At 71.2% G+C, this 24,963-nt stretch carries 21 protein-coding genes and 3 tRNA genes; 12 read left to right on the forward strand and 12 right to left on the reverse strand.

All coding sequences use genetic code 11. The annotated features are described in order from the left end of the window. Window positions 1-37: 37 nt before the first annotated feature. From ACWCQK_RS16030 to ACWCQK_RS16045, 4 genes are all read right to left on the reverse strand, one after another. Window positions 38-553 carry a hypothetical protein gene (locus tag ACWCQK_RS16030; RefSeq protein WP_451155750.1) on the reverse strand — a complete coding sequence of 172 codons (516 nt, stop codon included), beginning with the start codon at window positions 551-553 and terminating at the stop codon, window positions 38-40. Between the two features lie 518 nt (window positions 554-1,071). Then, window positions 1,072-1,509 (reverse strand): DUF4259 domain-containing protein, encoded by a 438-nt coding sequence (locus tag ACWCQK_RS16035; RefSeq protein ID WP_451155751.1) that lies wholly within the window; start codon window positions 1,507-1,509, stop codon window positions 1,072-1,074. Window positions 1,510-1,704: 195 nt separating this feature from the next. After that, window positions 1,705-1,956 carry a hypothetical protein gene (locus ACWCQK_RS16040; RefSeq protein ID WP_451155752.1) on the reverse strand — a complete coding sequence of 84 codons (252 nt, stop codon included), beginning with the start codon at window positions 1,954-1,956 and terminating at the stop codon, window positions 1,705-1,707. 189 nt (window positions 1,957-2,145) lie between these two features. Next, window positions 2,146-2,613, reverse strand: coding sequence for an excalibur calcium-binding domain-containing protein (locus ACWCQK_RS16045; RefSeq protein WP_451155753.1), 468 nt, complete (start codon window positions 2,611-2,613; stop codon window positions 2,146-2,148). 329 nt (window positions 2,614-2,942) lie between these two features. Between ACWCQK_RS16045 and ACWCQK_RS16050 the strand changes: the two genes are divergently transcribed. The 3 genes from ACWCQK_RS16050 to cpt all read left to right on the forward strand — a co-directional run bounded on the left by ACWCQK_RS16050 (window position 2,943) and on the right by cpt (window position 5,563). Next, entirely contained in the window at window positions 2,943-3,830 is an 888-nt protein-coding gene (locus ACWCQK_RS16050) for a serine hydrolase (protein ID WP_451155754.1), read from the forward strand. Window positions 3,831-4,100: 270 nt separating this feature from the next. After that, window positions 4,101-5,033 (forward strand): oxidoreductase, encoded by a 933-nt coding sequence (locus tag ACWCQK_RS16055; protein WP_451155755.1) that lies wholly within the window; start codon window positions 4,101-4,103, stop codon window positions 5,031-5,033. Further along, window positions 5,030-5,563, forward strand: coding sequence for a chloramphenicol phosphotransferase CPT (gene cpt, locus ACWCQK_RS16060; RefSeq protein WP_451155756.1), 534 nt, complete (start codon window positions 5,030-5,032; stop codon window positions 5,561-5,563). The genes ACWCQK_RS16055 and cpt overlap by 4 nt, the downstream gene beginning before the upstream one ends. Before the next feature lie 51 nt (window positions 5,564-5,614). On the opposite strand, the gene ACWCQK_RS16065 is transcribed toward cpt, so the two are convergent. The 3 genes from ACWCQK_RS16065 to ACWCQK_RS16075 all read right to left on the reverse strand — a co-directional run bounded on the left by ACWCQK_RS16065 (window position 5,615) and on the right by ACWCQK_RS16075 (window position 9,311). After that, window positions 5,615-6,232 (reverse strand): class F sortase, encoded by a 618-nt coding sequence (locus ACWCQK_RS16065; protein ID WP_451155757.1) that lies wholly within the window; start codon window positions 6,230-6,232, stop codon window positions 5,615-5,617. Window positions 6,233-6,415: 183 nt separating this feature from the next. Continuing rightward, on the reverse strand, window positions 6,416-6,943 hold the full coding sequence (locus tag ACWCQK_RS16070; protein WP_451155758.1) for a hypothetical protein: 528 nt from the start codon (window positions 6,941-6,943) through the stop codon (window positions 6,416-6,418). Window positions 6,944-7,652: 709 nt separating this feature from the next. Continuing rightward, window positions 7,653-9,311, reverse strand: coding sequence for a M4 family metallopeptidase (locus ACWCQK_RS16075; RefSeq protein WP_451155759.1), 1,659 nt, complete (start codon window positions 9,309-9,311; stop codon window positions 7,653-7,655). A 202-nt stretch (window positions 9,312-9,513) separates the two neighbouring features. Here ACWCQK_RS16075 and ACWCQK_RS16080 point away from each other — a divergent pair, with 202 nt between their 5' ends. After that, window positions 9,514-9,948, forward strand: a complete 435-nt coding sequence (locus tag ACWCQK_RS16080) for a gamma-glutamylcyclotransferase family protein (RefSeq protein ID WP_451155760.1) — start codon at window positions 9,514-9,516, stop codon at window positions 9,946-9,948. An 84-nt stretch (window positions 9,949-10,032) separates the two neighbouring features. Here the strand turns inward: ACWCQK_RS16080 and ACWCQK_RS16085 are convergent, their stop codons facing one another. After that, window positions 10,033-10,719 (reverse strand): SanA/YdcF family protein, encoded by a 687-nt coding sequence (locus tag ACWCQK_RS16085; RefSeq protein WP_451155761.1) that lies wholly within the window; start codon window positions 10,717-10,719, stop codon window positions 10,033-10,035. A 235-nt stretch (window positions 10,720-10,954) separates the two neighbouring features. Between ACWCQK_RS16085 and ACWCQK_RS16090 the strand changes: the two genes are divergently transcribed. The 5 genes from ACWCQK_RS16090 to ACWCQK_RS16110 all read left to right on the forward strand — a co-directional run bounded on the left by ACWCQK_RS16090 (window position 10,955) and on the right by ACWCQK_RS16110 (window position 18,528). After that, window positions 10,955-11,857: a sirohydrochlorin chelatase gene (locus tag ACWCQK_RS16090; protein ID WP_451155762.1), complete on the forward strand. Its 903-nt coding sequence runs from the start codon at window positions 10,955-10,957 to the stop codon at window positions 11,855-11,857. A 283-nt stretch (window positions 11,858-12,140) separates the two neighbouring features. Beyond that, window positions 12,141-13,439 (forward strand): deoxyguanosinetriphosphate triphosphohydrolase, encoded by a 1,299-nt coding sequence (locus ACWCQK_RS16095; RefSeq protein WP_451155763.1) that lies wholly within the window; start codon window positions 12,141-12,143, stop codon window positions 13,437-13,439. Window positions 13,440-13,572: 133 nt separating this feature from the next. Further along, window positions 13,573-14,835 (forward strand): NAD(P)/FAD-dependent oxidoreductase, encoded by a 1,263-nt coding sequence (locus ACWCQK_RS16100; protein WP_451155764.1) that lies wholly within the window; start codon window positions 13,573-13,575, stop codon window positions 14,833-14,835. 212 nt (window positions 14,836-15,047) lie between these two features. Then, window positions 15,048-16,952, forward strand: a complete 1,905-nt coding sequence (gene dnaG / locus ACWCQK_RS16105) for a DNA primase (RefSeq protein ID WP_451155765.1) — start codon at window positions 15,048-15,050, stop codon at window positions 16,950-16,952. Window positions 16,953-17,103: 151 nt separating this feature from the next. After that, window positions 17,104-18,528: an RNA polymerase sigma factor gene (locus ACWCQK_RS16110; RefSeq protein ID WP_451155766.1), complete on the forward strand. Its 1,425-nt coding sequence runs from the start codon at window positions 17,104-17,106 to the stop codon at window positions 18,526-18,528. A 49-nt stretch (window positions 18,529-18,577) separates the two neighbouring features. Here the strand turns inward: ACWCQK_RS16110 and ACWCQK_RS16115 are convergent, their stop codons facing one another. From ACWCQK_RS16115 to ACWCQK_RS16130, 4 genes are all read right to left on the reverse strand, one after another. Further along, the gene (locus ACWCQK_RS16115; protein ID WP_451155767.1) at window positions 18,578-20,506 is read right to left on the reverse strand and encodes an ABC transporter ATP-binding protein; all 1,929 of its coding nucleotides are present in this window, start codon (window positions 20,504-20,506) and stop codon (window positions 18,578-18,580) included. Beyond that, complete coding sequence (locus ACWCQK_RS16120; protein ID WP_451155768.1) at window positions 20,506-22,239, reverse strand: ABC transporter ATP-binding protein; 1,734 nt, start codon at window positions 22,237-22,239, stop codon at window positions 20,506-20,508. The genes ACWCQK_RS16115 and ACWCQK_RS16120 overlap by 1 nt, the downstream gene beginning before the upstream one ends. 116 nt (window positions 22,240-22,355) lie before the next feature. Then, complete coding sequence (locus ACWCQK_RS16125; protein WP_451155769.1) at window positions 22,356-23,810, reverse strand: FGGY family carbohydrate kinase; 1,455 nt, start codon at window positions 23,808-23,810, stop codon at window positions 22,356-22,358. A 100-nt stretch (window positions 23,811-23,910) separates the two neighbouring features. Continuing rightward, window positions 23,911-24,216, reverse strand: coding sequence for a YtxH domain-containing protein (locus tag ACWCQK_RS16130; protein WP_451155770.1), 306 nt, complete (start codon window positions 24,214-24,216; stop codon window positions 23,911-23,913). A gap of 157 nt (window positions 24,217-24,373) precedes the next feature. Here ACWCQK_RS16130 and ACWCQK_RS16135 point away from each other — a divergent pair. The 3 genes from ACWCQK_RS16135 to ACWCQK_RS16145 all read left to right on the forward strand — a co-directional run bounded on the left by ACWCQK_RS16135 (window position 24,374) and on the right by ACWCQK_RS16145 (window position 24,767). Next, window positions 24,374-24,446: transfer RNA gene (locus tag ACWCQK_RS16135), tRNA-Asn, on the forward strand. A gap of 5 nt (window positions 24,447-24,451) precedes the next feature. Then, a tRNA-Asn gene (locus ACWCQK_RS16140) sits at window positions 24,452-24,524 on the forward strand. Window positions 24,525-24,690: 166 nt separating this feature from the next. After that, window positions 24,691-24,767: transfer RNA gene (locus ACWCQK_RS16145), tRNA-Ile, on the forward strand. The last annotated feature ends 196 nt before the right edge of the window (window positions 24,768-24,963 follow it).

The following is a 24,963-nucleotide window of genomic DNA, read 5'->3' on the forward strand; positions in this document are numbered from 1 at the left end:
TCTGAGCAGAGTGAGCGGTCGTGATGGACCGTCGTCATCAGATCTCACGCTTCACGATTTCCCCGATGGCGGCTTTCATGTCTCGGGGTTTCCCTGTGAGGCCTGCGATCTTTTCAACCGCTTGGGACACCCACAGTGGATCACCGAGCTTTCCCGCCCGTCCGAATTCAACGGTCTGCTGGAGGAATTCCTCGGCCTTGCGGATATCCCGCCTTCCGAACTTCCTCGCAGGATGCGTGAAAATCTCGCTCCAGTCCTCGTAGGGATTCCTGAGGGTAGCCCCGAGAAATGCCTCCCTGGCTCCGCCGGTCGGAGCCAGACTAATGGCTGAGAGAATCACCATCGCGCGGGAGTTGCCGAGCCTGGTGGGGTGGACCGAGAGGAGGAGATTCATAAACCGCGACCAGGGAATGACTTGGGTTTGCACCCCTTGGACCCAGTAACTCAGTCCCTGCTGCTGAAGCTTGAAGTACTTGCTTTTGCGGGCCGTCGGGTCGCCGATGATCCACTCGTCTGCAACGAGTTCGAGGGGACCCAGATCAAGAGCGGTCATCGATCACCAATCCACTGCCAAGCAGATGCCCAGGCTCCGCAATGTCCTCGAAGTATACGCCCCGGCGCGGTCTTCATGATCTAGCGAGGCAAGCGTTGGAGGACCTGCGGCCCACCGGAAGCCTCTTGATTCCCCGTCGAATGTCAGAGGTGAGAAGTTACTGGAGCGGCAATCTCGGCCGCAGTAGCGTCGTTGTAAATGAGATGTGGTTCGTCCTCCTGAGGAGGGATGAACCGGGTGCGGGCCCGAAGGGCGGACTTGTCGTCGTCCGGAGCGAGCCGCGATGGCCGGACCGTGACGACAGCAGTAGGGCGTCTCGCTGGCGCGATAGGGGTTGATACTTGCGGCCAACCGTGCCGCGCGGGTGCGCATGCCTTGGAAGTCGAACAGGCCGCGCGAGCCTCCTGCATTCCGGAACGAAAGTGCCAGTCGGACGCCCCAGAGACCGCCCAGGCTCGGCAGTCGGTTCACCCCTCCAGATGCCGTCACGTCAGCCACACGGCGGCGACGGGCGCGGCTCAGATCTCGAACAGCGTGTTCCCGTGTATCTGAGGCACCGGATCAAGTGCATGGCGCAGTCGGCCGATACCTTCTCGCCATGTTCCGCCGCCTTCCGACTCTTCCCACAGGTCGGAGAGCTCGGATTCGTCCGCGAGGACTCGGTCCAGGGCATCGACGGCCAGCGGTCTGAGGTCCGCGGGCAGGGCCGGGATCGGCTCTTCAGGGCCGTACGGAATGCTGGTCGGCCCGCTCCCCGAGCATTGGGCGGCGACCAAGGCGGCAGCAGCAACTGCCTCCTCGGCTTCCGGGGCCTCGAGGTAGTCCTGATTGTCGGCAGCGCGTATGAGGGCCCTGCGGATAAGGGCTTCACGCTCCGCCATGACGGCGTCGTCCAGGTCGTTGGCGAAGTCCGCGGCTGTGTCGTTGTCGAACGGATGAATGTTCCATGTGCCCATGGATCCCCCACTCAGTTGGCTGACCGGGATCTTCGCAGTGGCCACTGACAACGAGGTGTATCAGCTTGGGAAGCCACGGGCATTTGGGGCGAGATCGGGCGCTGATCCGGGCGAATGGTCGAGGTGTGCCTCGTCCGGCTCGGCCGCGTTCACCGTGATTCCCCGTTGTTCCCGCTCGATCCGAGGAGCACCAGCTCAGTCCGGGGATCCGAGCCAGCCCAGCAGGTGTCCGACGTATCGGACCGCACGGACGACGTGCAGGATGAAGCGCAGGCCGAACCGCTCGGCGGCGAAGACGAACAGGACCGCCGCGAACGCCGCCTGGGCCGCGTGCCCGGGGGAGCAGAACAAGCGCGGTATTCGCCGCTCCCGCAGTACGTCGTCGCATCTCAGACACGTGCGGCCCGCAGCCTCGGTGGCGCTCTGCGCCTTGATCTCCCCACCCATGCGCGCGAGGTTAGCGCGTTCCGCGGGCCACGCACTTCACCACCCGCCCCGATCAACTTCCTTTGCGGGGGCCGCACATGAGCAAGCCCGACATTCGGCGCCTGGACCGGGTGCTTCGGCAGGCGACCCGCACGTTCGAAGCCGTTCGCGACCGGAAGTCAGCCGTACGCCCGCGTGTGAGTTCCGTCCTCACTCGCAGCCGACGCCGTCTCCGTCGCGGTCGAGGTGGCGGCCGTAGCCGGGGTCGCCCACGCGGACGGGGGCGGCGCCCGCGGCCCGGGCGGCGGTGCAGTTGGCGTAGTAGGCGCTGTCGTCGCCCCCGCCGGAGCCTCCCGTGACATCCGCGCTGTCGTCGGAGCCGTTGTCCGCCGCCGGCTCGGCCGTGACCGTCTTCGTGACCTTGACGGTCTTCGTGGCGGTCACCGTGGCGGCCGGCTCCGGAGTCGCGGTCTCGGTCATGGTCGCCGTGGCCGTGACGGTGAGCGTCGGGCGCGGCTCGGCCGCGGCGGACTTGGCGTCGGCGGTCGACGTCTCCTGACCGCTGCTGCCGATGCCGACGCCGATGAACAGGGCCAGGCCGAGCGCCGGGAGCAGGTAGCGCTTGCGCGCCCAGCGCGGGGCGGGCGAGGCGGACGGAGCGGCGTACGGGTTGGTCATCGCAATCCCCCAAGGTGTGCCAGATGCGGGGATGACCGTAATGCCGGATCACCGTGTGTGGAGGCAGAGTGATGGTTTTGTGACGGAAGGGAGGGGGCGGGATCCAGGCGCCACCTGGGGCAGGGCAGGGGGTGCGGTCCGGAATTCTTCCGGCGAATGCCTTGATGAATGTCACACGCATAGAAACTGCGCAATTCAGACATAGCGACACTTTCTCCACGTCATGGGTCTCTTCGCCCCTGTAGCGTCGCCGTCATTCGTCGCACCCCGCAGCCCAGGCGGGCGGGTTGCCGATGTGACCACAGACACCGAGCAGGACGGGAGCCTCCATGCCCGCAACGCACACCATCCGCCGCACCCGACGGGGACTTGCCGCGGCCGTGGCCGCGGGGGCGGCGTTCGCCGCACTCGCCACCGCGGCCCCGGCCGGGGCGAGCACCGGCGGCACGACCGTCGGCGGCTCACCCGTGACGTGCACCTCGAACAGCCCGGGGCTCGCGAACCGGCTGTCGCGGGACATCGCCGGCGCCCTGCGCGGCCGTGAGGGCGTCTCGGCGCTCGCCCTGTACGACCGCTCCACCGGCACTTCGTGCACGCTGCGGGCGGGTACGCCCTTCGACTCGGCGAGCGTGATCAAGGTCACGGTACTGGGGTCGCTGCTGCGGCAGGTGGCGGACGAGCATCGTGAGCTGACCGCGCGCGAGGTGAAGCTCACCACCGCCATGATCACCAAGTCGGACAACGACGCGACCAGTGCCCTGTGGCATGAGGTCGGGCTCACCGGCATCCGGCACTTCCTCGCCCTGGCGGGTATGCGGGACACCGTTCCCCCGGTGAACGGCCACTGGGGACGCACCCAGGTCACGGCGGCCGACCAGCTGAAGCTGCTGCGACTGCTCACCTCGGACAACACGGTCCTCGACCGGAGCGCCCGCGCCTATGCCCTCGGACTGATGAACCGGGTCGAAGCCGACCAGCGGTGGGGAACCCCGGCAGGGGCGCCCGCGGCGGTCACGGTGCACGTCAAGAACGGCTGGCTGCCGTTGGCGACCGACGGCTGGCGGGTGCACAGCGTGGGTGTCTTCACCGGCGGTGGACGCGACTACGGGATGGCCGTGCTCTCGCGCGGCAGCAAGACGATGGCCGAGGGCATAGCCACGATCGAGGCCGCGTCCCGGGTCGTGAACCGCGACCTGAAGCCGTCGGCGACGGACTGAGCCGCCCCGGCGACGGACTGAGGCCGCCCCCAGCGATGGCGAGACCGCTCCCAGCGATGGGATGACCGGGGGCGGCGGCGGGATGACGGCGGGGGTTCGGGGCGGTGCGGGGCGGGGCCGAGCGGGGACCTGCGCTCTCACCGGGCTCCCCACTCTCCCCAGAGGCCCCGACCGTCCCGGTCCCCATGGCGGCTCCCCGGAGATCCCCGGGAACCCCGCGCGGACCTAGGGTGGGTCCCGACACCCAGGGCATCCGTGGAGGGACACCGCATGTCAGGCTGGAGCGCGCACGACATTCCCGATCAGACCGGTCGTACGGCCGTCGTCACCGGCGCCAACAGCGGGCTCGGGTACGTCACCGCGCGGGAACTCGCGCGCAAGGGCGCACGCGTGGTCGTGGCCTGCCGGAGCGAGGCGCGGGGACGGGCGGCGGTGGCGCGGCTCGGTACCGAAGTGCCGGACGCGCAGGCCGAGTTCGCCCGGCTGGACCTCGGAGACCTGCAATCCGTGCGGGAGTTCACGGCTGGACTGCCGTACGAGCGGCTCGATCTGCTCGTCAACAACGCCGGGGTGATGGCGCTGCCCCACGGGACGACGTCGGACGGGTTCGAGACGCAGTTCGGCGTCAACCACCTCGGACACTTCGCCCTCACCGGGCTGTTGCTGCCCGCGCTGCTCGCCACCCCCGGCGCGCGCGTCGTGACCGTCTCCAGCATGATGCACGTGCTGGCGAACATCGACATCGACGACCTCAACAGCACACGCCGCTACCGTCGTTGGATCGCCTACGCCCGCTCCAAGACCGCCAACCTGCTGTTCACGCACGAGTTGGCGCGCAGGCTGGAGGCCACCGGTTCGGACGTGGTCGCGGCGGCCGCCCACCCCGGCTACGCGGCCACCAACCTCCAGACCGCCGGCCCACGGGCCGAGGGCCGCCGGGGCGCCGAACGGCTCATGGAGCTCGGCAACCGTGTGATCGCCCAGCCGGCCGAGGCGGGCGCCCTGCCCAGCCTCCACGCCGCCACCGCACCCGGCGTGCGCCCCGACTCCTTCACCGGCCCGTCCCTCGCGATGTGGCGCGGGGCCCCCGCGCCGTCCCGGCGGGCCCGCTGGACCCGCGACGACCGGGTGAGCGCCCGTCTGTGGGAGGCGTCCGAGGAGCTCACCGGGGTGACGTACGCCGGGCTGAAGGCGCAGCGGTGAGCACGCAGGTGATCGTGCTGAACGGCGGTTCCAGTTCGGGCAAGTCCGGTATCGCCCGGTGCCTTCAGGCCGTTCTGCCGGAGCCCTGGCTGAGCGTCGGCATCGACTCGCTGGTCGACTCGATGCCCGCGTCCCTGAAGACCTCGCCCGCCGGGATCGACTTCGCGCCGGACGGCGGGGTGAGCGTCGGCCCTCGGTTCCGCGCGCTGGAGGCGGCGTGGATGACGGGGATCGCCGCGACGGTCAGCGCGGGCGCTCGGATCATCGTCGACGACGTGTTCCTCGGCGGGGCCGCCTCCCAGGAACGGTGGCGGCGGGCCCTGGACGGCCTGGACGTCCTGTGGGTCGGCGTCCGCTGCGCGGGCGAGGTCGCGGAGGGCCGGGAGATCGTGCGCGGAGACCGGGTCCCGGGGATGGCCGCGGAACAGGCGGAGATCGTCCACAAGGGAGTGGTCTACGACTTCGAGGTGGACACGACACGCGCCGAGTCCCTGGTGTGCGCGCGGGCCATCGCGGCGCGGGTCACGTGAGCGGGTGCAGTGGGTTGAGCGGGGTCAGCGGGTTCAGTGGGGTCAGCGGGGTCAGCGGGTCCCCGTGAGGTGGGCGAAGACGACCACGTTCCCCTGGTACCCGGTGGCGCGCGAGTAGCCCCCGCCGCAGGTGATCACCCGCAACTCGGGCCGGTCCGCGGCCCCGTACACCTTCTCGTCGGGGAAGTCCTTCGCCTCGTACACGTCGACCGTGTCGACGGAGAAGAGGGCCACGCTGCCGTCCCGCCGGTCCACCTCGACGGTGCTGCCCTTCTTCAGGGCGCCGAGGTCGTAGAAGACGGCGGGACCGTCGGTGTTGTCGACGTGGCCGGCCACGATCGCGGTGCCGGTCTCGCCGGGGGTGGTGCCCGCCTCGTACCAGCCGGCGAGGTTCTTGTCCCCGGCGGGCGGGACGTCGAGGCTGCCGGTGCTGGTGAGCCCGAGTCCCACGAGGGGGGCGTTCACGCGGATCGACGGTATGCGGATGCGGTCGGGCGGGGACGGCGGCAGCGCGGGGGCGGCGGCGCGCGTGTCGCCCAGGTCGGCGTGCGCCTGCGCGGCGGACGGCTGTGGCGGAGCCTGGACCCCGGTGCCGTGCAGCAGCCATACGCCCGAACAGAGCGCGACGGCGCTGACCGTGGCTATGGCGGTGTTGCCGACCCTGCGCATGCCAGCCTCCTCTTGTCCCTCTTCCCCGCTTCTTCTCCCTCTTTTCCCGCTATTACAGCTATTACAACTTTTCTAGCTTTTCTTCCGAAATAATCCCCGTGCCCCCTCCGGGCCGCGAGGGGCGTCGGACCCGGAGGGGGAGGGGACATGCGGTACCGGCGGACGGACAGCGGAGGGTGTCCGTCAGATCCCGTCGCCTCTCGCCCGGCGATGCAGGAGCCAGGTACCGCCCGCGGCGGCGACGGCGAGAGCCGCCACGCCGGCCGCGGTCTGCACGGGGTCGGCGCCAAGTGCGCCGCCGACCCCCGTCTTTACGCTTCCTCTGGGTTGCACCTGCCCCTGCGGGCCGGACAGGGCGGTCATGGTGACCGTGAGGTCACCCTTCACCTGCCGGCTGCCCTCGGCGCACGCCGCGACGATCTCGTACGTTCCCGGCTGCGCGGTCCGCGGTACCTGGAACTGGCCGATCGCGTCGTTCTCGTGCGTGCTGGGCGCCAGCGTGAACCGCCCGGCGTCCAACGAGCCGGCGTCGCCGATCGCCGTGCCGCCGCCGCAGGCCGACGTGTTCACCGTGACGTGACCACCCGGCACCGTGGTGGACGGGTACACCTCCAGGCTGCCGGAGGTGTCGCCGTACGCCGGCGCGGCGATCCCGCCCGCGGCGACGACGGCGAGCGCGGTGCCGGTCAGCAGACGGGCCGTACGTCGCATCGGTGCTCCCTCGAGCTCAGCGGTGGGGCGACGGCCGGCGACACTCCCAAGTGCCGCTGCGTCGGTCGTGCCCCTGCTCTTCCGAGGTAAGTGGCAGCGAGCCGAGCCCGCTCCCTGAGGGAGTGTCAGATTTGGGATGAATGGGTGTCAGAAGGGCCGCCACGGAAACCTGTGTCGACCCGTTTTGCCAGGTCACAGGCGTGCGGAAGACCCCCGAGGGAAGAAACCCGAAGGGCACGCGGCGCGGGGGTGAACGGGTGAGGCGACCGGAGCGGGCCCACCGAGGACGGCCTCCGGACGGGAGTGGGGCGCGGCGCACCGGGTGCCGCGGATCGCGGCCGGGCGGCGGCCGAGTCGGGGGTGGGGAACGGGCCGAGGGGCGGGCCGGGGAACGGCGGTGGACCGGCCGGGGTGGCGGGATCGCTCGGGGCGGCCGTCTCGGGGGAGACAGCCGTCTCGGGCGGGGGCGATCCGGCGGGGCGTGCGACAGCGGTGGGCCGGGCGACCGTCGTGGCCGGTGACCGTGGCGGGCCGGGCGGTCCGACCCACCCGAAGCGGTCCGGATGAGGCCGATGCCCTGGGTGCGGGCACCGGCCTCCTCCGTCCGTCCGTCGGACGCCCCGGCCGCGAACTACGAGCCGCGAGCCGCAGACCGCGACTCACGCCCCGCGAAACGCGACTCACGCCCCGCGAAACGCGGAGCCCGAGGTCAGCCCACGCTCACCGCGCTCCAAGCCGCGGCCACCGCCGCGTACTCCGGGCTGGTCGCGCCGTAGAGGTCCCTCGCCGCGTTCAGGGTCGCCGTGCGGGCGCCCGCGTACTTGGTCGAGGAGGTCATGTACACCGTCAGGGCGCGGTACCAGATCGCGCCCAGCTTGTCGTGGCCGATGCCCGTGACCGTGGACCCGTTGCAGGTGGGCGAGTTGTAGTTCACCCCGTTGATCGTCTTCGCGCCGCTGCCCTCCGCGAGGAGGTACGCGAAGTGGTTCGCGACGCCCGAGGAGTAGTGGACGTCGAGGTTGCCGACCGACGAGCTCCAGCAGTTCGCGGAGTTGCCGTCCTTCGAGGGCTGGTCCATGAAGCGCAGGGCCGCCTTGCCGAAGCCGGAGCGGACGATCTTCTCGCCGATGAGGTAGTCGCCCTGGTCCGAGGAGTTGTTCGCGTACCACTCCACCAGCGTGCCGAAGATGTCGGAGGTCGCCTCGTTCAGGCCGCCCGGCTCGCCGGAGTACGTCAGTGCGGCGGTCTTGGAGGTGACGCCGTGCGACATCTCGTGGCCGGCCACGTCCAGCGCGACCAGCGGGCCGAACGTCGTCCCGTCACCGTCGCCGTACGTCATGCAGAAGCAACTGTCGTCCCAGAAGGCGTTGTTGTAGTTGTTGCCGTAGTGGACGCGGTTGTACGAGCCCTTGCCGTCGCCCGCGATGCCGTTGCGGCCGTGGACGTTCTTGTAGTAGTCCCAGGTCTCGTTCGTGCCGTACTGGGCGTCCACCGCGGCCGAGGAGCGGTCGGAAGTGGCCCCGGTGCCCCAGTGGTTGTCCGTGTCGGTGAAGACCGTCGAGGGTGCCCGGCTGATGCAGATGCCGAAGATGCACAGGTCGGTCTTGTTCGCGGCGTCACCCGTGTACGTGTTGCCGCGGGTCGGGTCCTTCAGCTGGTTCGTCGAGCCCGACGCCGTCGTCTCCAGCGCCACCGTGCCGCCGTACAGCGACCTGCCGTCGCCCGTCGCCGTCTCGATGGTGTCCCAGGCGTCGATCTGGGCGCCGGTGCGGGCGTCGGTCAGTACCGCGCGGGCCACCGGGTTGCCGAGCGAGTCCAGTGCGACCGCGTCGGTGCGCCAGGCGAGCCTCGGCGTGCCGTGCAGGGCGTCCACGACCAGCCGGGGCTTGGCCGTGACCTTCTTCAGGGTCTCGCCGAGGTTCGCGGCGCGCAGCGCGTTCACCGCGACGTCGGCGGCCTTCGGGGCGGTGACGACCGGGGTGATCGTGGGGAGGGCGATCGCGGTCCGCGTCGCCCGGTCCGCGCTGCGGTACGCGCCGTCGGAGGCCAGGTGGACGACGAAGTCACCACCCAGAACCGGGAGTTGATGGTAGGTCCGGTCGTAGCGGACGTGCTGGGTGCCGTCCTTGTCGACGACGACGTCCCGGACGGTGGTGCCCTGGACGGAGGTCAGGCCGAGTGCGGCCGCGTGGTCCGCGACGGCCGAGGCGGCGTTGCCGATCGCGGTGGCCCGGGTCGGTCTGTCGGCCGCGTCGGCGGTGGGGGAGAGCGCGGCGGCCAGCAGGGTCGCGGTGGTGGCGGCCACGCAGGCGGCGGCGAGACGGCGGGACCTGCGGACCGTGCTGACGTGCTGCCGTATCCGATGCATCGGACTCCTCGGGAAGGCGCCATCGGGCGCGTGTGGGGGGCTGCGCGGGATGCTGACGAAGATTTAAGGGGCCATGACATGTCATGTCCATAGCGCCTACGCGGTTGTGTGTGAGGGGTGAGAATCGTTTCTGCGACGCTTCGGTAGTGCAGATGTGCAGGTGGGAGAGCGAGTGAGAGCGCAGGGGGGAGGGGGAGTACGAGTGGGAGCGCGGGTGCGCGGCCGGCTGCCGTTCTTCGTCTACGGGACGCTCCGGCCCGGCGAGGTCAACCACGACGTGTTCCTGCGCGGCCGGACACGGTCCGAGGACCCGGCCCGGCTCGCGGGCGCCGTGCTGTACGACGGGCCCGGATACCCGTACGCCGTGGAGGAGCCCGGCGGCGCGGGCGTGCGTGGGGAACTCGTCACCGCGCTCCCGGACGCCTACGCCGAACTGCTCGTCGAACTAGACCGCTTGGAGGAGTACGTGCCCGGCGATCCGCGCAGTCTCTACGAACGCGTCGAGCGCGAGGTCGCCCGCGTCGCCGACGGCACGGCCGTGCGGGCCTGGGTGTACGTCGCCGCGCCCGCGGTCGCCGCGCGCCTGCGGGCCGGCGGCCGGCTCATCGAGAGCGGCGAGTGGCGGCCGACCCGCTGACCCCGGCCGCGCGCCCGGCGCCGCAAGGCGCGCCCAGCCTCATCTGAGCCGCGAGCCGCGCACCGCATCTCACCGCCCGCCCCCTCACCGGGAGGCCGCCAGTGCCCGGGTCACCCCCGGCTCCTTCGGGCCGAGGAAGCGGGGGTCCGGCTCGAACAGCACGTCCAGCGCCGCTTTGCCCGCCGCGAAGACCTCCCGGGCGCCGCCGTAGTACCAGGTCGCGTTGTGGACGTCGTCGACGCCGACGCCGTACGACGTCACGCCCGCCGCCTGGCACAGCGCGACCGCCCGCCGGATGTGGAAGCCCTGGCTGATCAGTACGGCCCGGTCCACGCCGAAGATCTTCTTGGCGCGGACGCAGGAGTCCCAGGTGTCGAAGCCCGCGTAGTCGCTGACGATCTGTCCGTCGGGCACGCCGTGCCGGGTCAGATAGGCACGCATCGCGTCCGGCTCGTCGTAGTCCTCACGGCTGTTGTCACCGGTGACGAGGACGACCTGGATCCGGCCCGCGCGATACAGCGTGGCCGCCGCGTCGAGGCGGTGCGCGAGGTACGGCGACGGCTCGCCGTCCCACAGGCCCGCGCCGAAGACCACCGCGACCTCGGTGCGCGGGACGTCGGCCGTGGTGTGCAGCCGGTCGCCGGTCCCGACGTACAGCCAGGTCGCCGGGGACAGGACGAGCACGCACCCGGCCATCACGACCTGCGTCAGCCGCCGCCATCCCGCGCGGGTGCGCGGCAGGCGGGGTCCGCTCAGCTTCGGTCGGCGCATCGGACGGTCCCTCCCCAGGTGACCGCGGCGGGGCGCCGTGGCCGGTTCTCGACCTGGAAGACGCGGCATACGGTGATCCGGTTTCGTCGCCGCGCCGAGGACCGGACCCGTGTTCGATGCCGTCAGGGCAGGTCACCACACCTCACCCACCCCGCGCGTCCCGCGGTGAACGCGCGGAGAGGACCCGTCATTCCCGCGCAACGGCACGGCAACCTCGTACCGTCACCATGGGTTCATGACGGCGTCGCTCTCCTTCTCCGACGAGTCCGACCCCCGCCGCTCGGGCGGCGGGCCGCCCGGGGGCGTCCCGCTCGGCAGTACGGCCCACCTCATGAACCGGATCGGCTCCCAGCTCGCCAGTCAGCTCAGCCGTGTCCGTCCGGACGGCACACGGCGTCCCGCGCCTCCCGAGCTCGTCCTGGTGGCCCACGGCAGTCGCGACCCGCGCGCCCCCGCCACGGTCCGTACGCTCCTCGACCGGGTCCGAGAGCTGCGCCCCGGACTGCCCGTGCACCTCGGCCACCTCGGGCTGAACGAGCCACCGCTGTCCGACACGCTCGCCGCCCTGCGCTGCGAGGAGGCGGTGCTCGTGCCGCTGCTGCTGGGGCGCGGCCGGCACGTCAAGCGGGACATCCCGCGACTGGCGGCCGACGCGCGGGTGCGCACGCGCGTGGCCGACCCGCTCGGCCCGCACCCGCTGCTCGTCGAAGCCCTGTACGAGCGGCTGGTCGAGGCCGGCTGGCGGACCCGCCCGAGCGAGGCCGAACGCCGGGGCAGCGGCGTGGTGTTGGCGGCGGCCGGCTCCCGCGATCCCGAGTCGGCGGCCGGTACCCGCGCCACGGCCCGGCTCCTGGCCGAACGCCTCGGGGTCCCGGTGGTCCCCGCCTACGCCTCGGCCGCCACGCCCGACGTCCGTACCGCCGTGCGCGCGATGATCGCGCGGGGCCGCCACCGGGTCGCCGTGGCCGCGTACTTCACCACTCCGGGCGGCTTCGCCACCCGAAGCGCCGAAGCCGCCCCCTGGCTGGCCTCCGCCCCCCTCGGCGCCCACCCGGCGCTGGCCCGCCTGATCCTCCACCGCTACGACCACACGCCGACGGCCCCGACCCCCACAGCCCCGAACCTGACCACGGCCTGATCCCCGCACGACACACGACGCACAGCCGAGGGCCGGACAGCGATTCCCCGCGACACACACCACCGAGGGCCGGACCCCGGCTAGCTCCCCGTGACGCGCCCCGATAATCGCCCCCGCTTCCCGCGGAGCCGCCCCCGCCAAGATCCCTGCCGAGACCCTCGCCCAGATCCCTGCCGAGACCCTCGCCCAGATCCCTGCCCAGCCCCCCGCCCGGATTCTTGCCCAGGCCCCGCCCAGCCCCCCGCACCCCCCGATTGTCACCGTCGGCGCTTACTGTCGAGACATGGAAGGCACCGCACTCCCCGTCAGTTACGAACCGGCCTCCGTCGAGCGCTGGGCTCCCGAGCCCGACAAACGGCCCGGTCGTACCGCCTTCCAGCGCGATCGCGCCCGCGTCCTGCACTCCGCCGCGCTCAGAAGGCTGGCCGGCAAGACCCAGGTGGTGACCCCCGGCACGCGCGGCCAGGTCTGGGACGCCAGCCCTCGTACGCGGCTCACCCATTCCCTCGAATGCGCGCAGGTCGGCCGGGAACTCGGCGCCGCCCTCGGCTGCGACCCCGACCTCGTCGAGGCGGCCTGTCTCTCCCACGACCTGGGCCACCCGCCGTTCGGGCACAACGGCGAGCAGGCGCTCAACGAGTTCGCGGCCGACTGCGGCGGTTTTGAGGGCAACGCCCAGTCGCTCAGGCTCCTCACGCGCATCGAGCCCAAACGCTTCGTCCGCGACCCCGAGTCCGGCGACCTCGTCAGCGTCGGCCTCAACCTCACCCGGGGCGCCCTGGACGCGGCCACCAAGTACCCCTGGCCGCGCGGCGCGCACCCCACCGCCCCCGGCTCCCCGAAGTTCGGTGTCTACGAGGACGACCGCCCGGTCTTCGACTGGGTCCGCAAGGACGCCCCTGGCACGCGTACGTGCTTCGAGGCCCAGGTCATGGACTGGGCCGACGACGTGGCGTACTCGGTGCACGACGTGGAGGACGGCCTGCACGCCGGCCACATCGACCCCAACTGCCTGCACGCCGAGCCGGAGCGCCAGGAGGTCTTCGCGGTCGCCGTCGGCCGGTACGTGCCGGCGGACACCGACCCGGCCGAGCTCGCCGACGCCCTGGACCGGCTCCAGGACCAGGAGTGGTGGCCGCACGGCTACGACGGCTCGGCGGTCGCCCAGGCCCGCCTGAAGGACGCCACCAGCCAGCTCATCGGCCGCTTCTGCCTGGCCGCCGAGGGCGCCACGCGCGCGGCCCACGGCAGCGGACGCCTCACGCGCTACAGCGCCGAACTCGTCGTCCCGCACGAGGTCCGGCTGGAGTGCGCGGTCCTCAAGGCGGTCGCCGACCGCTACGTCATGCAGCGCGCCGAGCAGGAGCGGCTGCGGGCCGACCAGCGGATCGTGGTCGCGGAACTGGCGCAGGCGCTCACCGCCCGCGCGCCGGAGGGCCTGGATCCCCAGTTCCGCGCGCTGTTCGACCAGGCGGGCGACGACCGCGCCCGCAAACGGGTGATCGTCGACCAGATCGCCTCCCTGACCGACGCCTCGGCCCGTTCGCTGCACACCTGGCTGACAGCACCGCGAGGCGTGTGAACGGAGTTCGATCCTGAGGCGGGAGGGCACTCGAAGGTGACCCTGCGTGGCCTGATCGGGTCACCCCCTCTTCCCGCACCACGCCGCGTGCGGGACGCTCGCATATGGCGACACCCTTACGAGGAGGCATCAAGTGGTCGACGCGGATCAGACATTCGTCATCGTCGGAGGCGGCCTGGCCGGAGCCAAGGCGGCCGAGACGCTCCGGACGGAGGGCTTCACCGGCCGCGTGATACTGATCTGCGACGAACGCGACCACCCCTACGAGCGCCCGCCCCTGTCCAAGGGCTACCTGCTCGGCAAGGAGGAACGCGACAGCGTCTTCGTGCACGAGCCCGCCTGGTACGCGCAGAACGACATCGAACTGCACCTGGGCCAGACCGTCGACGCCGTCGACCGGACCGCGAAGACGGTCCGCTTCGGCGAGGACGGCACCCTCGTGCACTACGACAAACTGCTGATCGTCACCGGCGCCGAACCCCGCCGGCTGGACGTGCCGGGCACGGACCTGGCCGGCGTCCACCATCTGCGCAGGCTCGCCCACGCCGAACGCCTCAAGGGCGTCCTGGCCGCCCTCGGCCGGGACAACGGACACCTCGTGATCGCGGGCGGCGGCTGGATCGGCCTGGAGATCGCGGCGGCGGCCCGTGAGTACGGCGCCGAGGTCACCGTCGTCGAGCCCGAGCCGACCCCGCTGCACGGCGTCCTCGGCCCCGAGCTGGGCAACGTCTTCGCCGAGCTGCACCGCGAGCACGGGGTCCGCTTCCGCTTCGGTGTCCGCCTCACGGAGATCGTCGGGCAGGACGGCATGGTCCTCGCCGCCCGCACCGACGACGGCGAGGAGCACCCGGCGCACGACGTCCTCGCGGCGATCGGCGCGGCCCCCCGCGTCTCCCTCGCGGAGGCCGCGGGCCTGGAGCTCGCCGACCGCGCGGACGGCGGCGGCATCGTGGTGGACGCCCGGCTGCGCACGTCCGACCCCGACATCTACGCGGCCGGTGACGTCGCCTCCTTCCCGCACCCCCTCTTCGGCCGGCTGCGTGTGGAGCACTGGGCCAACGCGCTGAACGCCGGACCGGTCGCCGCCCGCGCCATGCTCGGCAAGGACGTCACCTACGACCGTGTGCCCTACTTCTTCTCCGACCAGTACGACCTGGGGATGGAGTACAGCGGATGGGCGCCGCCGGGGTCGTACGACGAGGTGGTGATCCGGGGCGACGCGGGCAAGCGCGAGTTCATCGCGTTCTGGCTCAAGGAGGGCAGGCTGCTGGCCGGAATGAACGTGAACGTGTGGGATGTCACAGAGCCGATCCAGCGGCTGATCCGGTCCAGGGCCCAGGTGGACACGGAGGCGCTGGCCGATCCGCACGTCTCCCTCGAAAGCCTCGCCCCCTGAGCGGTCGTGACGCGGTCCGTCGCGGTACCCGCGCCGGAACGAGGCGCGGGGAACCGGGCGGCCGGCCACGCACGGCCCGCGCCTTCGGCCACGCACGGCACGCGCGATCGGCCACACACGGCCCGCGCCTTCGGCACCGCACGGCCCGCGCCTTCGGCACCGCGCGTCCGGCGAAGCGCTCGGGTGTCGGTGCGCCCCCGTAGAATCACCACGTGGCAGGACGGATCAACGACGAGGACGTGAAGGCGGTACGGGACGCGGTCCCGATCGACGCCGTCGTGTCCGAGTACCTCCAGCTGCGCAACGCGGGCGGCGGCAACCTCAAGGGACTCTGCCCGTTCCACGACGAGAAGTCGCCGTCCTTCCAGGTCAGCCCGAGCAAGGGACTCTTCCACTGCTTCGGCTGCCAGGAGGGTGGCGACACCATCACGTTCGTGATGAAGGTCGACCACCTCACCTTCTCCGAGTCGGTCGAGCGCCTGGCCGCCCAGGCCGGCATCACCCTGCGCTACGAGGAGGGCGGGTACAACCCCTCCCACCAGCGCGGCGAACGCATCCGCCTGGTCGAGGCCCACAAGGTCGCCGCCCAGTGGTACGCCGAGCAGCTCGCCACCAGCCCCGAGGCCGAGACCGGCCGGATCTTCCTCGCCGAGCGCGGGTTCGACCAGGCGGCCGCCGTCCACTTCGGCGTCGGCTACAGCCCCCAGGGCTGGGACCACCTCACCCGCTACCTGCGCGGCAAGGGCTTCACCGACAAGGAGCTGACCCTCTCCGGTCTCTCCCAGGAGGGCCGCCGCGGCCCCATCGACCGCTTCCGCGGCCGCCTGATGTGGCCGATCCGCGACATCGGCGGCGAGGTCGTCGGCTTCGGCGCCCGCAAGCTGTACGAGGCGGACAACGGCCCCAAGTACCTCAACACCCCCGACACGCCGATCTACCGGAAGTCCCAGGTCCTGTACGGCATCGACCTCGCGAAGAAGGACATCGCGAAGTCCAGCCGCGCGGTCGTCGTCGAGGGCTACACGGACGTCATGGCCTGCCACCTCGCCGGGGTCACCACCGCGATCGCCACCTGCGGCACGGCTTTCGGCGGCGACCACATCAAGATCCTCAGGCGCTTGCTGATGGACAACGGCAGCGCCCGCGTGATCTTCACCTTCGACGGTGACGCGGCCGGCCAGAAGGCGGCCCTGCGCGCCTTCGAGGACGACCAGAAGTTCGCCGCCGAGACGTACATCGCGATCGCGCCGGACAACATGGACCCGTGCGACCTGCGGCTGGCCAAGGGGGACGAGGCGGTCGCCGACCTGGTCGAGCCGCGCACCCCGCTCTTCGAGTTCGCGCTGCGCCAGATCGTCGTGCGCTACGACCTCGACACCCCCGCGGGCCGCGCCGCCGCCCTCGACGAGGCCGCCCCGATCGTCGCCCGCATCAAGAACAGCGGCGCCCAGCACGAGGTCGCCGTCCAGCTCGCCGGCATGCTCGGCATCCTGGACACCCAGTTCGTGGTCAAGCGGGTGGCCCAGCTGGCCCGTTGGGCCCGCGACCGCGGCGGCAAGGGCGCACCGGCACCGGCCCGTGGCGGCGCACAGCCCTACGACGCCGCCCCGCGCCCCGCCGGCGGCGGTCCCGCCCTCAACCTCCGCAACCCCGTCTACGCCACCGAGCGCGAGCTCCTCAAGCTCGCCCTCCAGCGCCCGGAGCTGGTCTCCCCGGCCTTCGACGCGTACGGCGTCGACGAGTTCACCGCCGCGGCCTACGCGGCCGTACGCCAGGCCGTCATGGAGGCGGGCGGCGCGGAGTACGGGACGCAGGACGGGCAGGAGTACCTGGTCCGGGTCCGTGAGGCCGCCCCCGACGACACCGTGCGCGCGATGGTGACGGAACTGGCGGTCGAGGCGATCATGCGCAGGACGGTCGACGAGAACTACGCGGGCGAGCAGCTCGTGACGGTGCGCCGCCGGGCCGTGGAGCGCCGTATCCGGGACATCCAGTCCAGCCTCACCCGCCTCGGTTCGCACGGCGACCCGGCCCAACTCGCCGCCGTACAGAACGAGCTGTGGATCCTCCAGCAGTACGACCAGGCGCTGCGGGAGCGGGGCGCGGCCGCGCTCTGACGCGGAATCGGCCGTCCCCCGTGCCCGGGGTTTGAGTCCCGCGCGAACGCGTACCCGTACGCCGAGATAACCGCGCGGTCACGGAGCGGACGCAAAAAGTCACCGCACGCCCCTCGTGGCGGCGATGTGTCGTACTCCACACTGGGTTCCGGTGCCTGAGTCCTCGGAGCGCGGCCGATCCGTCCCCGACGGGTCCCACACCCCCGCGGTTCCGCTCATCGCGTACGGGACGGACAGCGGCGAGGCCGCCCACTCCGTCCCCGAAGTACCGCTGCCGCACACCTCAGCAGCGATCATCCTGGAGGTCGCCCCCGTGCAGACCCAGACCCTGACCCAGACCGACGCAAGCACGCACCGCAGTAAGAACCGCGGCAAGAACGGCAGGACCGACGGCCGTACGGACAGTCGTACGGACGGCGGTACGAACGGCGCCACGGACGGCGGTACGGACGGCGGCGTGGACGGCGTGGAGCCGGACGCCGAGACCGACGTGCTGGTCGCCGTGCCCCCACAGGACCGTGCCGCGCACCATCCCGAAGCGGATCCGGAGATCTCGCCCGAGCCGGCGGAACCTCCCGAGGCGGCGGAGCCGTCCGCCGACGAGGCGGCGCGGGAGGAGGCCCCCGAACCCGTCGAACTCCCGCCCGCCCGCGCCGAGACCGGCAGCCCGTCCTCGGACCTGTTCCGCCAGTACCTGCGCGAGATCGGCCGCATCCCGCTGCTCACCGCCGCCGAGGAGGTCGACCTCGCCCGCCGCGTCGAGGCCGGACTGTTCGCCGAGGAGAAGCTCCTCAACACCCCCGACCTGGACAGCCAGTTGGCGCTGGACCTGGACCGGCTGGTCGTGCTGGGCCGGATGGCCAAGCGCCGTCTGATCGAGGCCAACCTCCGGCTCGTCGTCTCCGTCGCCAAGCGGTACGTCGGCCGCGGTCTGACCATGCTCGACCTGGTCCAGGAGGGAAACCTGGGCCTGATCAGGGCCGTCGAGAAGTTCGACTACGCCCGCGGCTACAAGTTCTCCACCTACGCCACCTGGTGGATCCGCCAGGCCATGTCCCGCGCCCTCGCCGACCAGGCCCGCACCATCCGCGTCCCGGTGCACGTCGTCGAACTGATCAACCGCGTGGTGCGCGTCCAGCGCCGCATGCTCCAGGAACGCGGCTACGAGCCCACTCCGGAAGAGGTCGCCGACCACCTCGACCTGGCCCCCGAGCGGGTCAGCGAGGTGCTGCGGCTGGCCCAGGAACCGGTCTCGCTGCACGCCCCCGTCGGCGAGGAGGACGACGTCGCCCTCGGCGACCTCATCGAGGACGGAGACGCGGCCTCACCGGTGGAGTCGGCGGCGTTCCTGCTGCTCAGGCAGCACCTGGAAGCGGTGCTCTCCACGCTCGGCGAACGCGAGCGGAAGGTCGTCCAGCTGCGCTACGGGCTCGCCGACGGCCGCCCGCGCACGCTGGAGGAGATAGGCCGCATCTTCGGGGTGACCCGGGAACGCATCCGCCAGATCGAGTCCAAGACGCTGAACAAGCTGCGCGACCACACCTTCGCGGACCAGCTGCGGGGCTACCTGGACTGAGGGCCGCCCACCTCGGGTGAGCGGCCCCCGGGGCCGTAGGTCGGCCTCCTCAGTCGACCTCGGCCACGGCCTCGGCGAACTGCGCCTGGTACAGCCGCGCGTACGCCCCGCCCGCCGCGAGCAGTTCGGCGTGCGCACCCTGCTCCACGATCGACCCGTCCTCCATCACCAGGATCGTGTCGGCGTCCCGGATCGTCGACAGCCGGTGCGCGATGACGAACGACGTCCGCCCGTGCGCCAGCTTCGCCATCGCCTTCTGGATCAGCACCTCCGTGCGGGTGTCGACGGAACTCGTCGCCTCGTCCAGCACCAGGATCACCGGGTCGGACAGGAACGCCCGCGCGATGGTGATGAGCTGCTTCTCACCGGCGCTGACCCCGCTGCCCTCGTCGTCGATCACGGTGTCGTAGCCGTCCGGCAGCGTCCGTACGAACCGGTCGGCGTGCGCGGCGCGCGCCGCCTCCTCGATCTCCCCGCGGGTGACCTCCCGCGCGGCGCCGTACGCGATGTTCTCGGCGATCGTGCCGCCGAACAGCCAGGTGTCCTGGAGCACCATGCCGATCCCCGCGCGCAGTTCGTCCCGCGACATCCGCGCGATGTCCACGCCGTCGAGGGTGATGCGCCCGCCGGTGACGTCGTAGAACCGCATGAGCAGGTTGACCAGCGTGGTCTTGCCCGCGCCGGTCGGGCCGACGATGGCGACCGTGTGCCCCGGCTCGACCTTGAGCGACAGGTCCTCGATGAGCGGCTTCTCGGGGTCGTAGCGGAACGACACGTGCTCCAGCGCGACCCGTCCGCGCAGTTCCTCGGGCCGGGCGCCGGGCATCGGGTCGGCCTCCTGCTCCTGCGCGTCGAGGAGTTCGAAGACCCGCTCCGCCGAGGCCACGCCCGACTGCACCAGGTTCGCCATCGACGCGACCTGCGTCAGCGGCATCGAGAACTGGCGCGAGTACTGGATGAAGGCCTGCACGTCACCGATCGACAGCGAGCCGGAGGCGACCCGCAGACCGCCGACGACGGCCACCAGCACGTAGTTGATGTTCGACACGAACATCATCAGCGGCTGCATCACCCCGCTGTTGAACTGCGCCCTGAAACCCGCCTCGTACAGCGCGTCGTTCTGCTCGGCGAACTGCTGCGCCGACTCCTCCTGCCGCCCGAACACCTTCACCAGCGTGTGCCCGGTGTACATCTCCTCGATGTGCGCGTTCAGTTTGCCGGTGGAGCGCCACTGCTGCACGAAGTGCGGCTGCGACCGCTTGCCCACCCGGGTCGCCACCACGAACGACAGCGGCACGGTGACCAGCGCGACCAGCGCCAGCAGCCACGACACCCAGAACATCACCGCCAGCACACCGATGATCGTCAGCAGCGAGTTGATGAGCTGGCCCATCGACTGCTGGAGCGTCTGCCCGATGTTGTCGATGTCGTTCGTGGCCCGGCTGAGCACCTCGCCGCGCTGACGCTGGTCGAAGTACGACAGCGGCAGCCGCGACAGCTTCGTCTGCACGTCCTCCCGCATCCGGAACATCGTCCGGTTGACCACCCGGTTCACCAGCCGCGTCGCGAACGCCATCAGCAGACCAGCGACGAGGAACGTGGTCAGCGCCAGCAGCAGCACGTTGCCGACGGCGTCGAAGTCGATGCCCCGGCCCGGCGTGAAGTCCGTGCTGCGGAGCATGTCGGCGACCGAGCCGTCACCCCGCTCGCGCATCGCCGTGAGCGCCTGCTCCTTGGAGACACCGGCCGGCATCCGCCGTCCGATGATCCCCGCGAAGACCAGGTCGGTGGCCTTGCCGAGGATCTTCGGCCCGATCACGTTCAGGCCCACGCTCAGCACCACGCACGACAGCAGCACGTAGATGGTGACCCGTTCGGGTTTGAAGTGGCCCAGCAGCCGTCTGCCCGACACCTTGAAGTCCAGCGAGCGGTTGTCCGGGCCGGTCCCGGCCATCATCCGCCCCATCGGCCCGGCCATCAGGCGGCCTCCGCTTCCGTCAGCTGGGAGAGCACGATCTCCCGGTAGGTCTCGTTGTCCGCCATCAGCTCGTGATGACGTCCGGTGCCCACGACCCGGCCCTCGTCGAGCACGACGATCCGGTCGGCGTCGCGGATGGTCGACACGCGCTGGGCGACGATGACGACGGTCGCCTCGGCGGTCTCGTCGGCCAGCGCCGCGCGAAGCGCCGCGTCGGTGGCGTAGTCGAGGGCGGAGAAGGAGTCGTCGAAGAGGTAGATCTCCGGCCGCTGCACGAGCGTGCGCGCGATGGCGAGCCGCTGTCGCTGACCGCCCGAGACGTTCGTACCGCCCTGCGCGATCGGCGCGTCGAGGCCGCCCTCCAGCCGGTCGACGAATTCCCTGGCCTGCGCCACCTCCAGCGCGTGCCACAGCTCCTCGTCCGTGGCGTCCGGATTGCCGTAGCGCAGGTTGGTCGCCACCGTGCCCGCGAACAGGTACGGCTTCTGCGGCACCAGCCCGACCGTCCGTGCCAGCAGCCGCGGTTCGAGGTCGCGGACCTCGGTCCCGTCGACGAGCACCTCGCCGTCGGTGGCGTCGAACAGCCGCGGTACGAGACCCAGCAGGGTCGACTTGCCGCTGCCGGTCGAGCCGATCACCGCGGTCGTCTCACCGGGGCGCGCCACCAGGTCGACGGCCTTGAGCACCGGCTCCTCGGCCCCCGGATAGCGGAAGCCCGCCCCGCGGATCTCCAGATGGCCGTGGCGGCGCAGCTCACGCACGGGCGTGACCGGCGGCACCACGCTGGAGGAGGTCTCCAGCACCTCCTGGATGCGCTCGGCGCACACCTCCGCGCGCGGCACCATCATGAACATGAAGGTGGCCATCATCACGGACATCACGATCTGCATGAGATAGGCGAGGAACGCGGTCAGGTCGCCGATCTGCATGCCGCCGCTGTCGATGCGGTGGGCGCCGAACCACACCACGGCGATCGACGACAGGTTCACGGTCGTCATGACCACCGGGAACATCAGTGCCAGCAGGTTGCCGGTGCCCAGGGCGAGGTCGGTGAGGTCGGTGTTCGCCTTCCGGAATCGCTCCTGCTCGTAGTCGTCGCGCACGAAGGCGCGGATGACCCGGTTGCCGGTGATCTGCTCGCGCAGCACCCGGTTCACGGTGTCCAGGCGCACCTGCATGGCCCGGAACAGCGGGCGCAGCCGGCGCACGATCAGCGTCACGCAGATGCCCAGCAGCGGGACGACCGCGACCAGCACCCCGGACAGCGGGACGTCCAGCCCGAGCGCCAGCACGATGCCGCCCACGCACATGATCGGCGCCGACACCAGCAGGGTGAACGTCATCAGGGCCAGCATCTGGACCTGCTGCACGTCGTTGGTCGTCCGGGTGATCAGCGAGGGAGCCCCGAAACGGCCCACCTCGCGGGCGGAGAACGACTGCACCCGGTCGAAGACGGCACCCCGCACGTCCCGGCCGAGAGCGGACGCCGTCCGGGCGCCGTAGTAGACCGCGCCGATGTTGCACACGACCTGGGCCAGCGAGATGCCGACCATCACGGCGCCGTAGCTGAGGATGTAGCCCGTGTCGCCGTCGACGACACCCTTGTCGATGATGTCCGCGTTCAGCGTGGGCAGGTAGAGGGTGGCGCAGGTCTGCAGGAACTGCAGCAGCACCAGGAGAGCGATGGGTTTTCTGTAGGGCCTGAGATAGGCCCGCAGAAGTCGTATGAGCACGCTACGTCTCTCGGAGTGGGCGGGAGGGGCGGACGGTTGCCCCTGGCCCCTATCGTCGGACACTCCACCGGTGTTACCTCAACCGATTAACCCGTCTTGACCCGACGGGTTCGCGCTCAGCCGCGGAACGCGCCCGGATGGGTCTGCTCCCGCACCGACACGTACTGCTGGCGTACCGCCTGTCCCACCGCCAGATCCTCGCCGGGCTCCAGGACCTGCGCGGCCGCGCCCTGCCAGGCGGGCGGGGTACGCGGGTCGAGGGCTCCCTGGGAGGCGCCGAGGGCCCAGGCGGCCTGCCGGGCGGCGCCGATCGCCGCGTAGTCGGCGGGCTGCGGCACCACGACCTGCGCGCCGAACAGCGCGGGCGCCGCGGTCTGGACGGCGGGCAGCTCGGCGGCCGCTCCCAGCAGGAACACCCGCCTCACCTCCACGCCCCGGCCGCGCAGCACGTCGAGCGCGTCCGCGAGCCCGCACAGCATGCCCTCGAACGCGGCCCGCGCCAGGTGCTCCGGCCGCATCGACTCGCGTCTGAGGCCCGCCAGGGTCCCGGCGGTGTGCGGCAGGTTCGGCGTCCGCTCGCCCTCCAGATACGGCAGCAGCACCAGACCGTGCGACCCCGGCGTCGACTTCATCGCCAGCTCGGACAGGGCCTCCAGATCGGCGAGGCCGAGCAGCTCGGCGGTGCCGCGCAGGGTGCGTACGGCGTTCAGGGTGGTGACGACCGGCAGGTGCATGCCGGTGGCGTCGGCCAGGGAGGTGATCATCCCGTTCTGGTCGACCAGCGCCTCGGGGTGGACGGCCATCACGGAACCGGACGCCCCCAGCGACACGACCGCGTCACCGAACCCGAGGCCGAGCCCGAAGGCGGCGGCCATGGTCTCGCCGGTACCGGCGGAGATCAGCAGCCCCTCCGGGGTCGTACCGGCCGCCTCGGACGGGCCGATCACGTCCGGCAGCAGCGCCTGGTGGCCGAGCGCCAGTTCGACCAGGTCGGGCCGGTAGGCGCCGCTCGCGGCCGACCAGTACCCGGTGCCCGAGGCCCCGCCCCGGTCGGTGGTCCGGCGCCCCGGACGCCCCAGCAGCTGCCACACCAGCCAGTCGTGGGCCTGGAGCAGGACGGCGGTGCGCCGGGCGTTGTCGGGCTCGTTACGGGCCAGCCAGCGAAGCTTGGTCACCGGCTGCGCCGCCTGCGGCACACAGCCCACCGCCTGCGCCCAGGCCTCGCGCCCGCCGAGGGCGTCCACCAGGTCGGCCGCGGCGACCTGGGCCCGCCGGTCGCCGCCGACCAGCGCGGGACGCACGGTGTTGCCCTGGCTGTCCAGCGGCACGATCGCGTTCTGCTGCGCGGAGACGCCGATGGCCTGCACGCCCTCCAGGAGGCCGCCGCCCGCGGCTTCGCCCAGGGACAGCAGCCAGGCCTGCGGATCGACGTCGGCCGGCCGCCCGCCGCCCTCGCCTGCCTCCAGCGGGTGCGGCGCATAGCCCTGCCTGAGCACGGCTCCCGTGTCCGCGTCGCAGACGACGATACGAGTGAAATCGGGCGCACTGTCCAACCCGGCGACTATCCCCATGCTCAAAATTCTGCCGCACCGGGAGAGGTGTCAGTGCCCGGTGAAGCCTCTGGGACGTTGCAGTTCGTCTGTCACCCGGCATCCGGCCCTGTGACCTGCGTTACGTATTGCTGGTGCCCCAGTCGTCCTCGCCCGGTCCGGCACCGTTGCGCGTCCGCAGCGAGCGCACCCGGTCCGAGACCGAGTCGGGCATCCGCTCGCCCACCTTCTCGCTCACCGCGTGGTACGCCTTGCCCGCGATCTGGCGCCCCTGCTGGGCGGCCGACTCCGCGGTGTTGCGCACGGCGGGGTTCTGCGCGATCTGGCGCGCGGACTTCTTCAGCTGTTCGTAGCGCTCGCGCCCGGCCCGCGTGCCCAGCACGTAACCCAGGACGATTCCGGCGACGAACGTGAGCCGGTAGCGCATGGCGACCGCCCTTCCCTTGCGTAGGTCTCTGGCGCGGCATCGAGCCGGGGAGTACCGATTGGCGGAGCACCCCCCTGCTTGCGCTAATGTATGTGTCGCAGCGAGCGTCCGCCCCCTGGCGAATACCCAGGGAGATGCGTTCGATGCAACGAGGCATTCCTCCGTAGCTCAATTGGCAGAGCAGCCGGCTGTTAACCGGCAGGTTACTGGTTCGAGTCCAGTCGGGGGAGCTCGGTCCTCCGTAGCTCAATTGGCAGAGCAGCCGGCTGTTAACCGGCAGGTTACTGGTTCGAGTCCAGTCGGGGGAGCATGCTGAACGAGGACCCTTAGGGGTCCTTTTTCATGTCCGGGGGAACCGCTCGGACGGCAGCACGGTCCTCATGGTCATACGAAGTCGACCATACGAAGCAGGAGATCGTATGAGCGGCTATGCTGCGGCAGACGGCGCGTACACATGTACGCGACACGCCGTACGGGGCGGTAGCTCAGCCGGTTAGAGCAGCGGACTCATAATCCGTCGGCCGTGGGTTCGAGTCCCACCCGCCCCACCATTCCCGGTCAGTGCAGGAACGTTTTCACCTGCGACAGTGTGTCAGCCCCCTTCGGACGGAGGGGGCTTCGTGCGTTTCCGGGGATCGGTGGCCGGGCCTTCGGCGGCACGAGGAGGCGACGGTCCCCGTACAACCCTCCGTTCTGGTCGCTCGTCAGATGGAGCGGCACAGCGGCCGCCAGCCGTTCGCGGTGCCG

Source organism: Streptomyces sp. NPDC002306, from assembly GCF_053593435.1.

Bases quoted from the DNA above. Each gene is read 5' to 3' on its own strand.
- ACWCQK_RS16030 (WP_451155750.1), bottom strand. From the start codon at position 553: ATGACCGCTCTTGATCTGGGTCCCCTCGAACTCGTTGCAGACGAGTGG.
- ACWCQK_RS16035 (WP_451155751.1), bottom strand. From the start codon at position 1,509: ATGGGCACATGGAACATTCATCCGTTCGACAACGACACAGCCGCGGAC.
- ACWCQK_RS16040 (WP_451155752.1), bottom strand. From the start codon at position 1,956: ATGGGTGGGGAGATCAAGGCGCAGAGCGCCACCGAGGCTGCGGGCCGC.
- ACWCQK_RS16045 (WP_451155753.1), bottom strand. From the start codon at position 2,613: ATGACCAACCCGTACGCCGCTCCGTCCGCCTCGCCCGCCCCGCGCTGG.
- ACWCQK_RS16050 (WP_451155754.1), top strand. From the start codon at position 2,943: ATGCCCGCAACGCACACCATCCGCCGCACCCGACGGGGACTTGCCGCG.
- ACWCQK_RS16055 (WP_451155755.1), top strand. From the start codon at position 4,101: ATGTCAGGCTGGAGCGCGCACGACATTCCCGATCAGACCGGTCGTACG.
- ACWCQK_RS16065 (WP_451155757.1), bottom strand. From the start codon at position 6,232: ATGCGCAGGGTCGGCAACACCGCCATAGCCACGGTCAGCGCCGTCGCG.
- ACWCQK_RS16070 (WP_451155758.1), bottom strand. From the start codon at position 6,943: ATGCGACGTACGGCCCGTCTGCTGACCGGCACCGCGCTCGCCGTCGTC.
- ACWCQK_RS16075 (WP_451155759.1), bottom strand. From the start codon at position 9,311: ATGCATCGGATACGGCAGCACGTCAGCACGGTCCGCAGGTCCCGCCGT.
- ACWCQK_RS16085 (WP_451155761.1), bottom strand. From the start codon at position 10,719: ATGCGCCGACCGAAGCTGAGCGGACCCCGCCTGCCGCGCACCCGCGCG.
- ACWCQK_RS16090 (WP_451155762.1), top strand. From the start codon at position 10,955: ATGACGGCGTCGCTCTCCTTCTCCGACGAGTCCGACCCCCGCCGCTCG.
- ACWCQK_RS16095 (WP_451155763.1), top strand. From the start codon at position 12,141: ATGGAAGGCACCGCACTCCCCGTCAGTTACGAACCGGCCTCCGTCGAG.
- ACWCQK_RS16115 (WP_451155767.1), bottom strand. From the start codon at position 20,506: ATGGCCGGGCCGATGGGGCGGATGATGGCCGGGACCGGCCCGGACAAC.
- ACWCQK_RS16125 (WP_451155769.1), bottom strand. From the start codon at position 23,810: ATGGGGATAGTCGCCGGGTTGGACAGTGCGCCCGATTTCACTCGTATC.
- ACWCQK_RS16130 (WP_451155770.1), bottom strand. From the start codon at position 24,216: ATGCGCTACCGGCTCACGTTCGTCGCCGGAATCGTCCTGGGTTACGTG.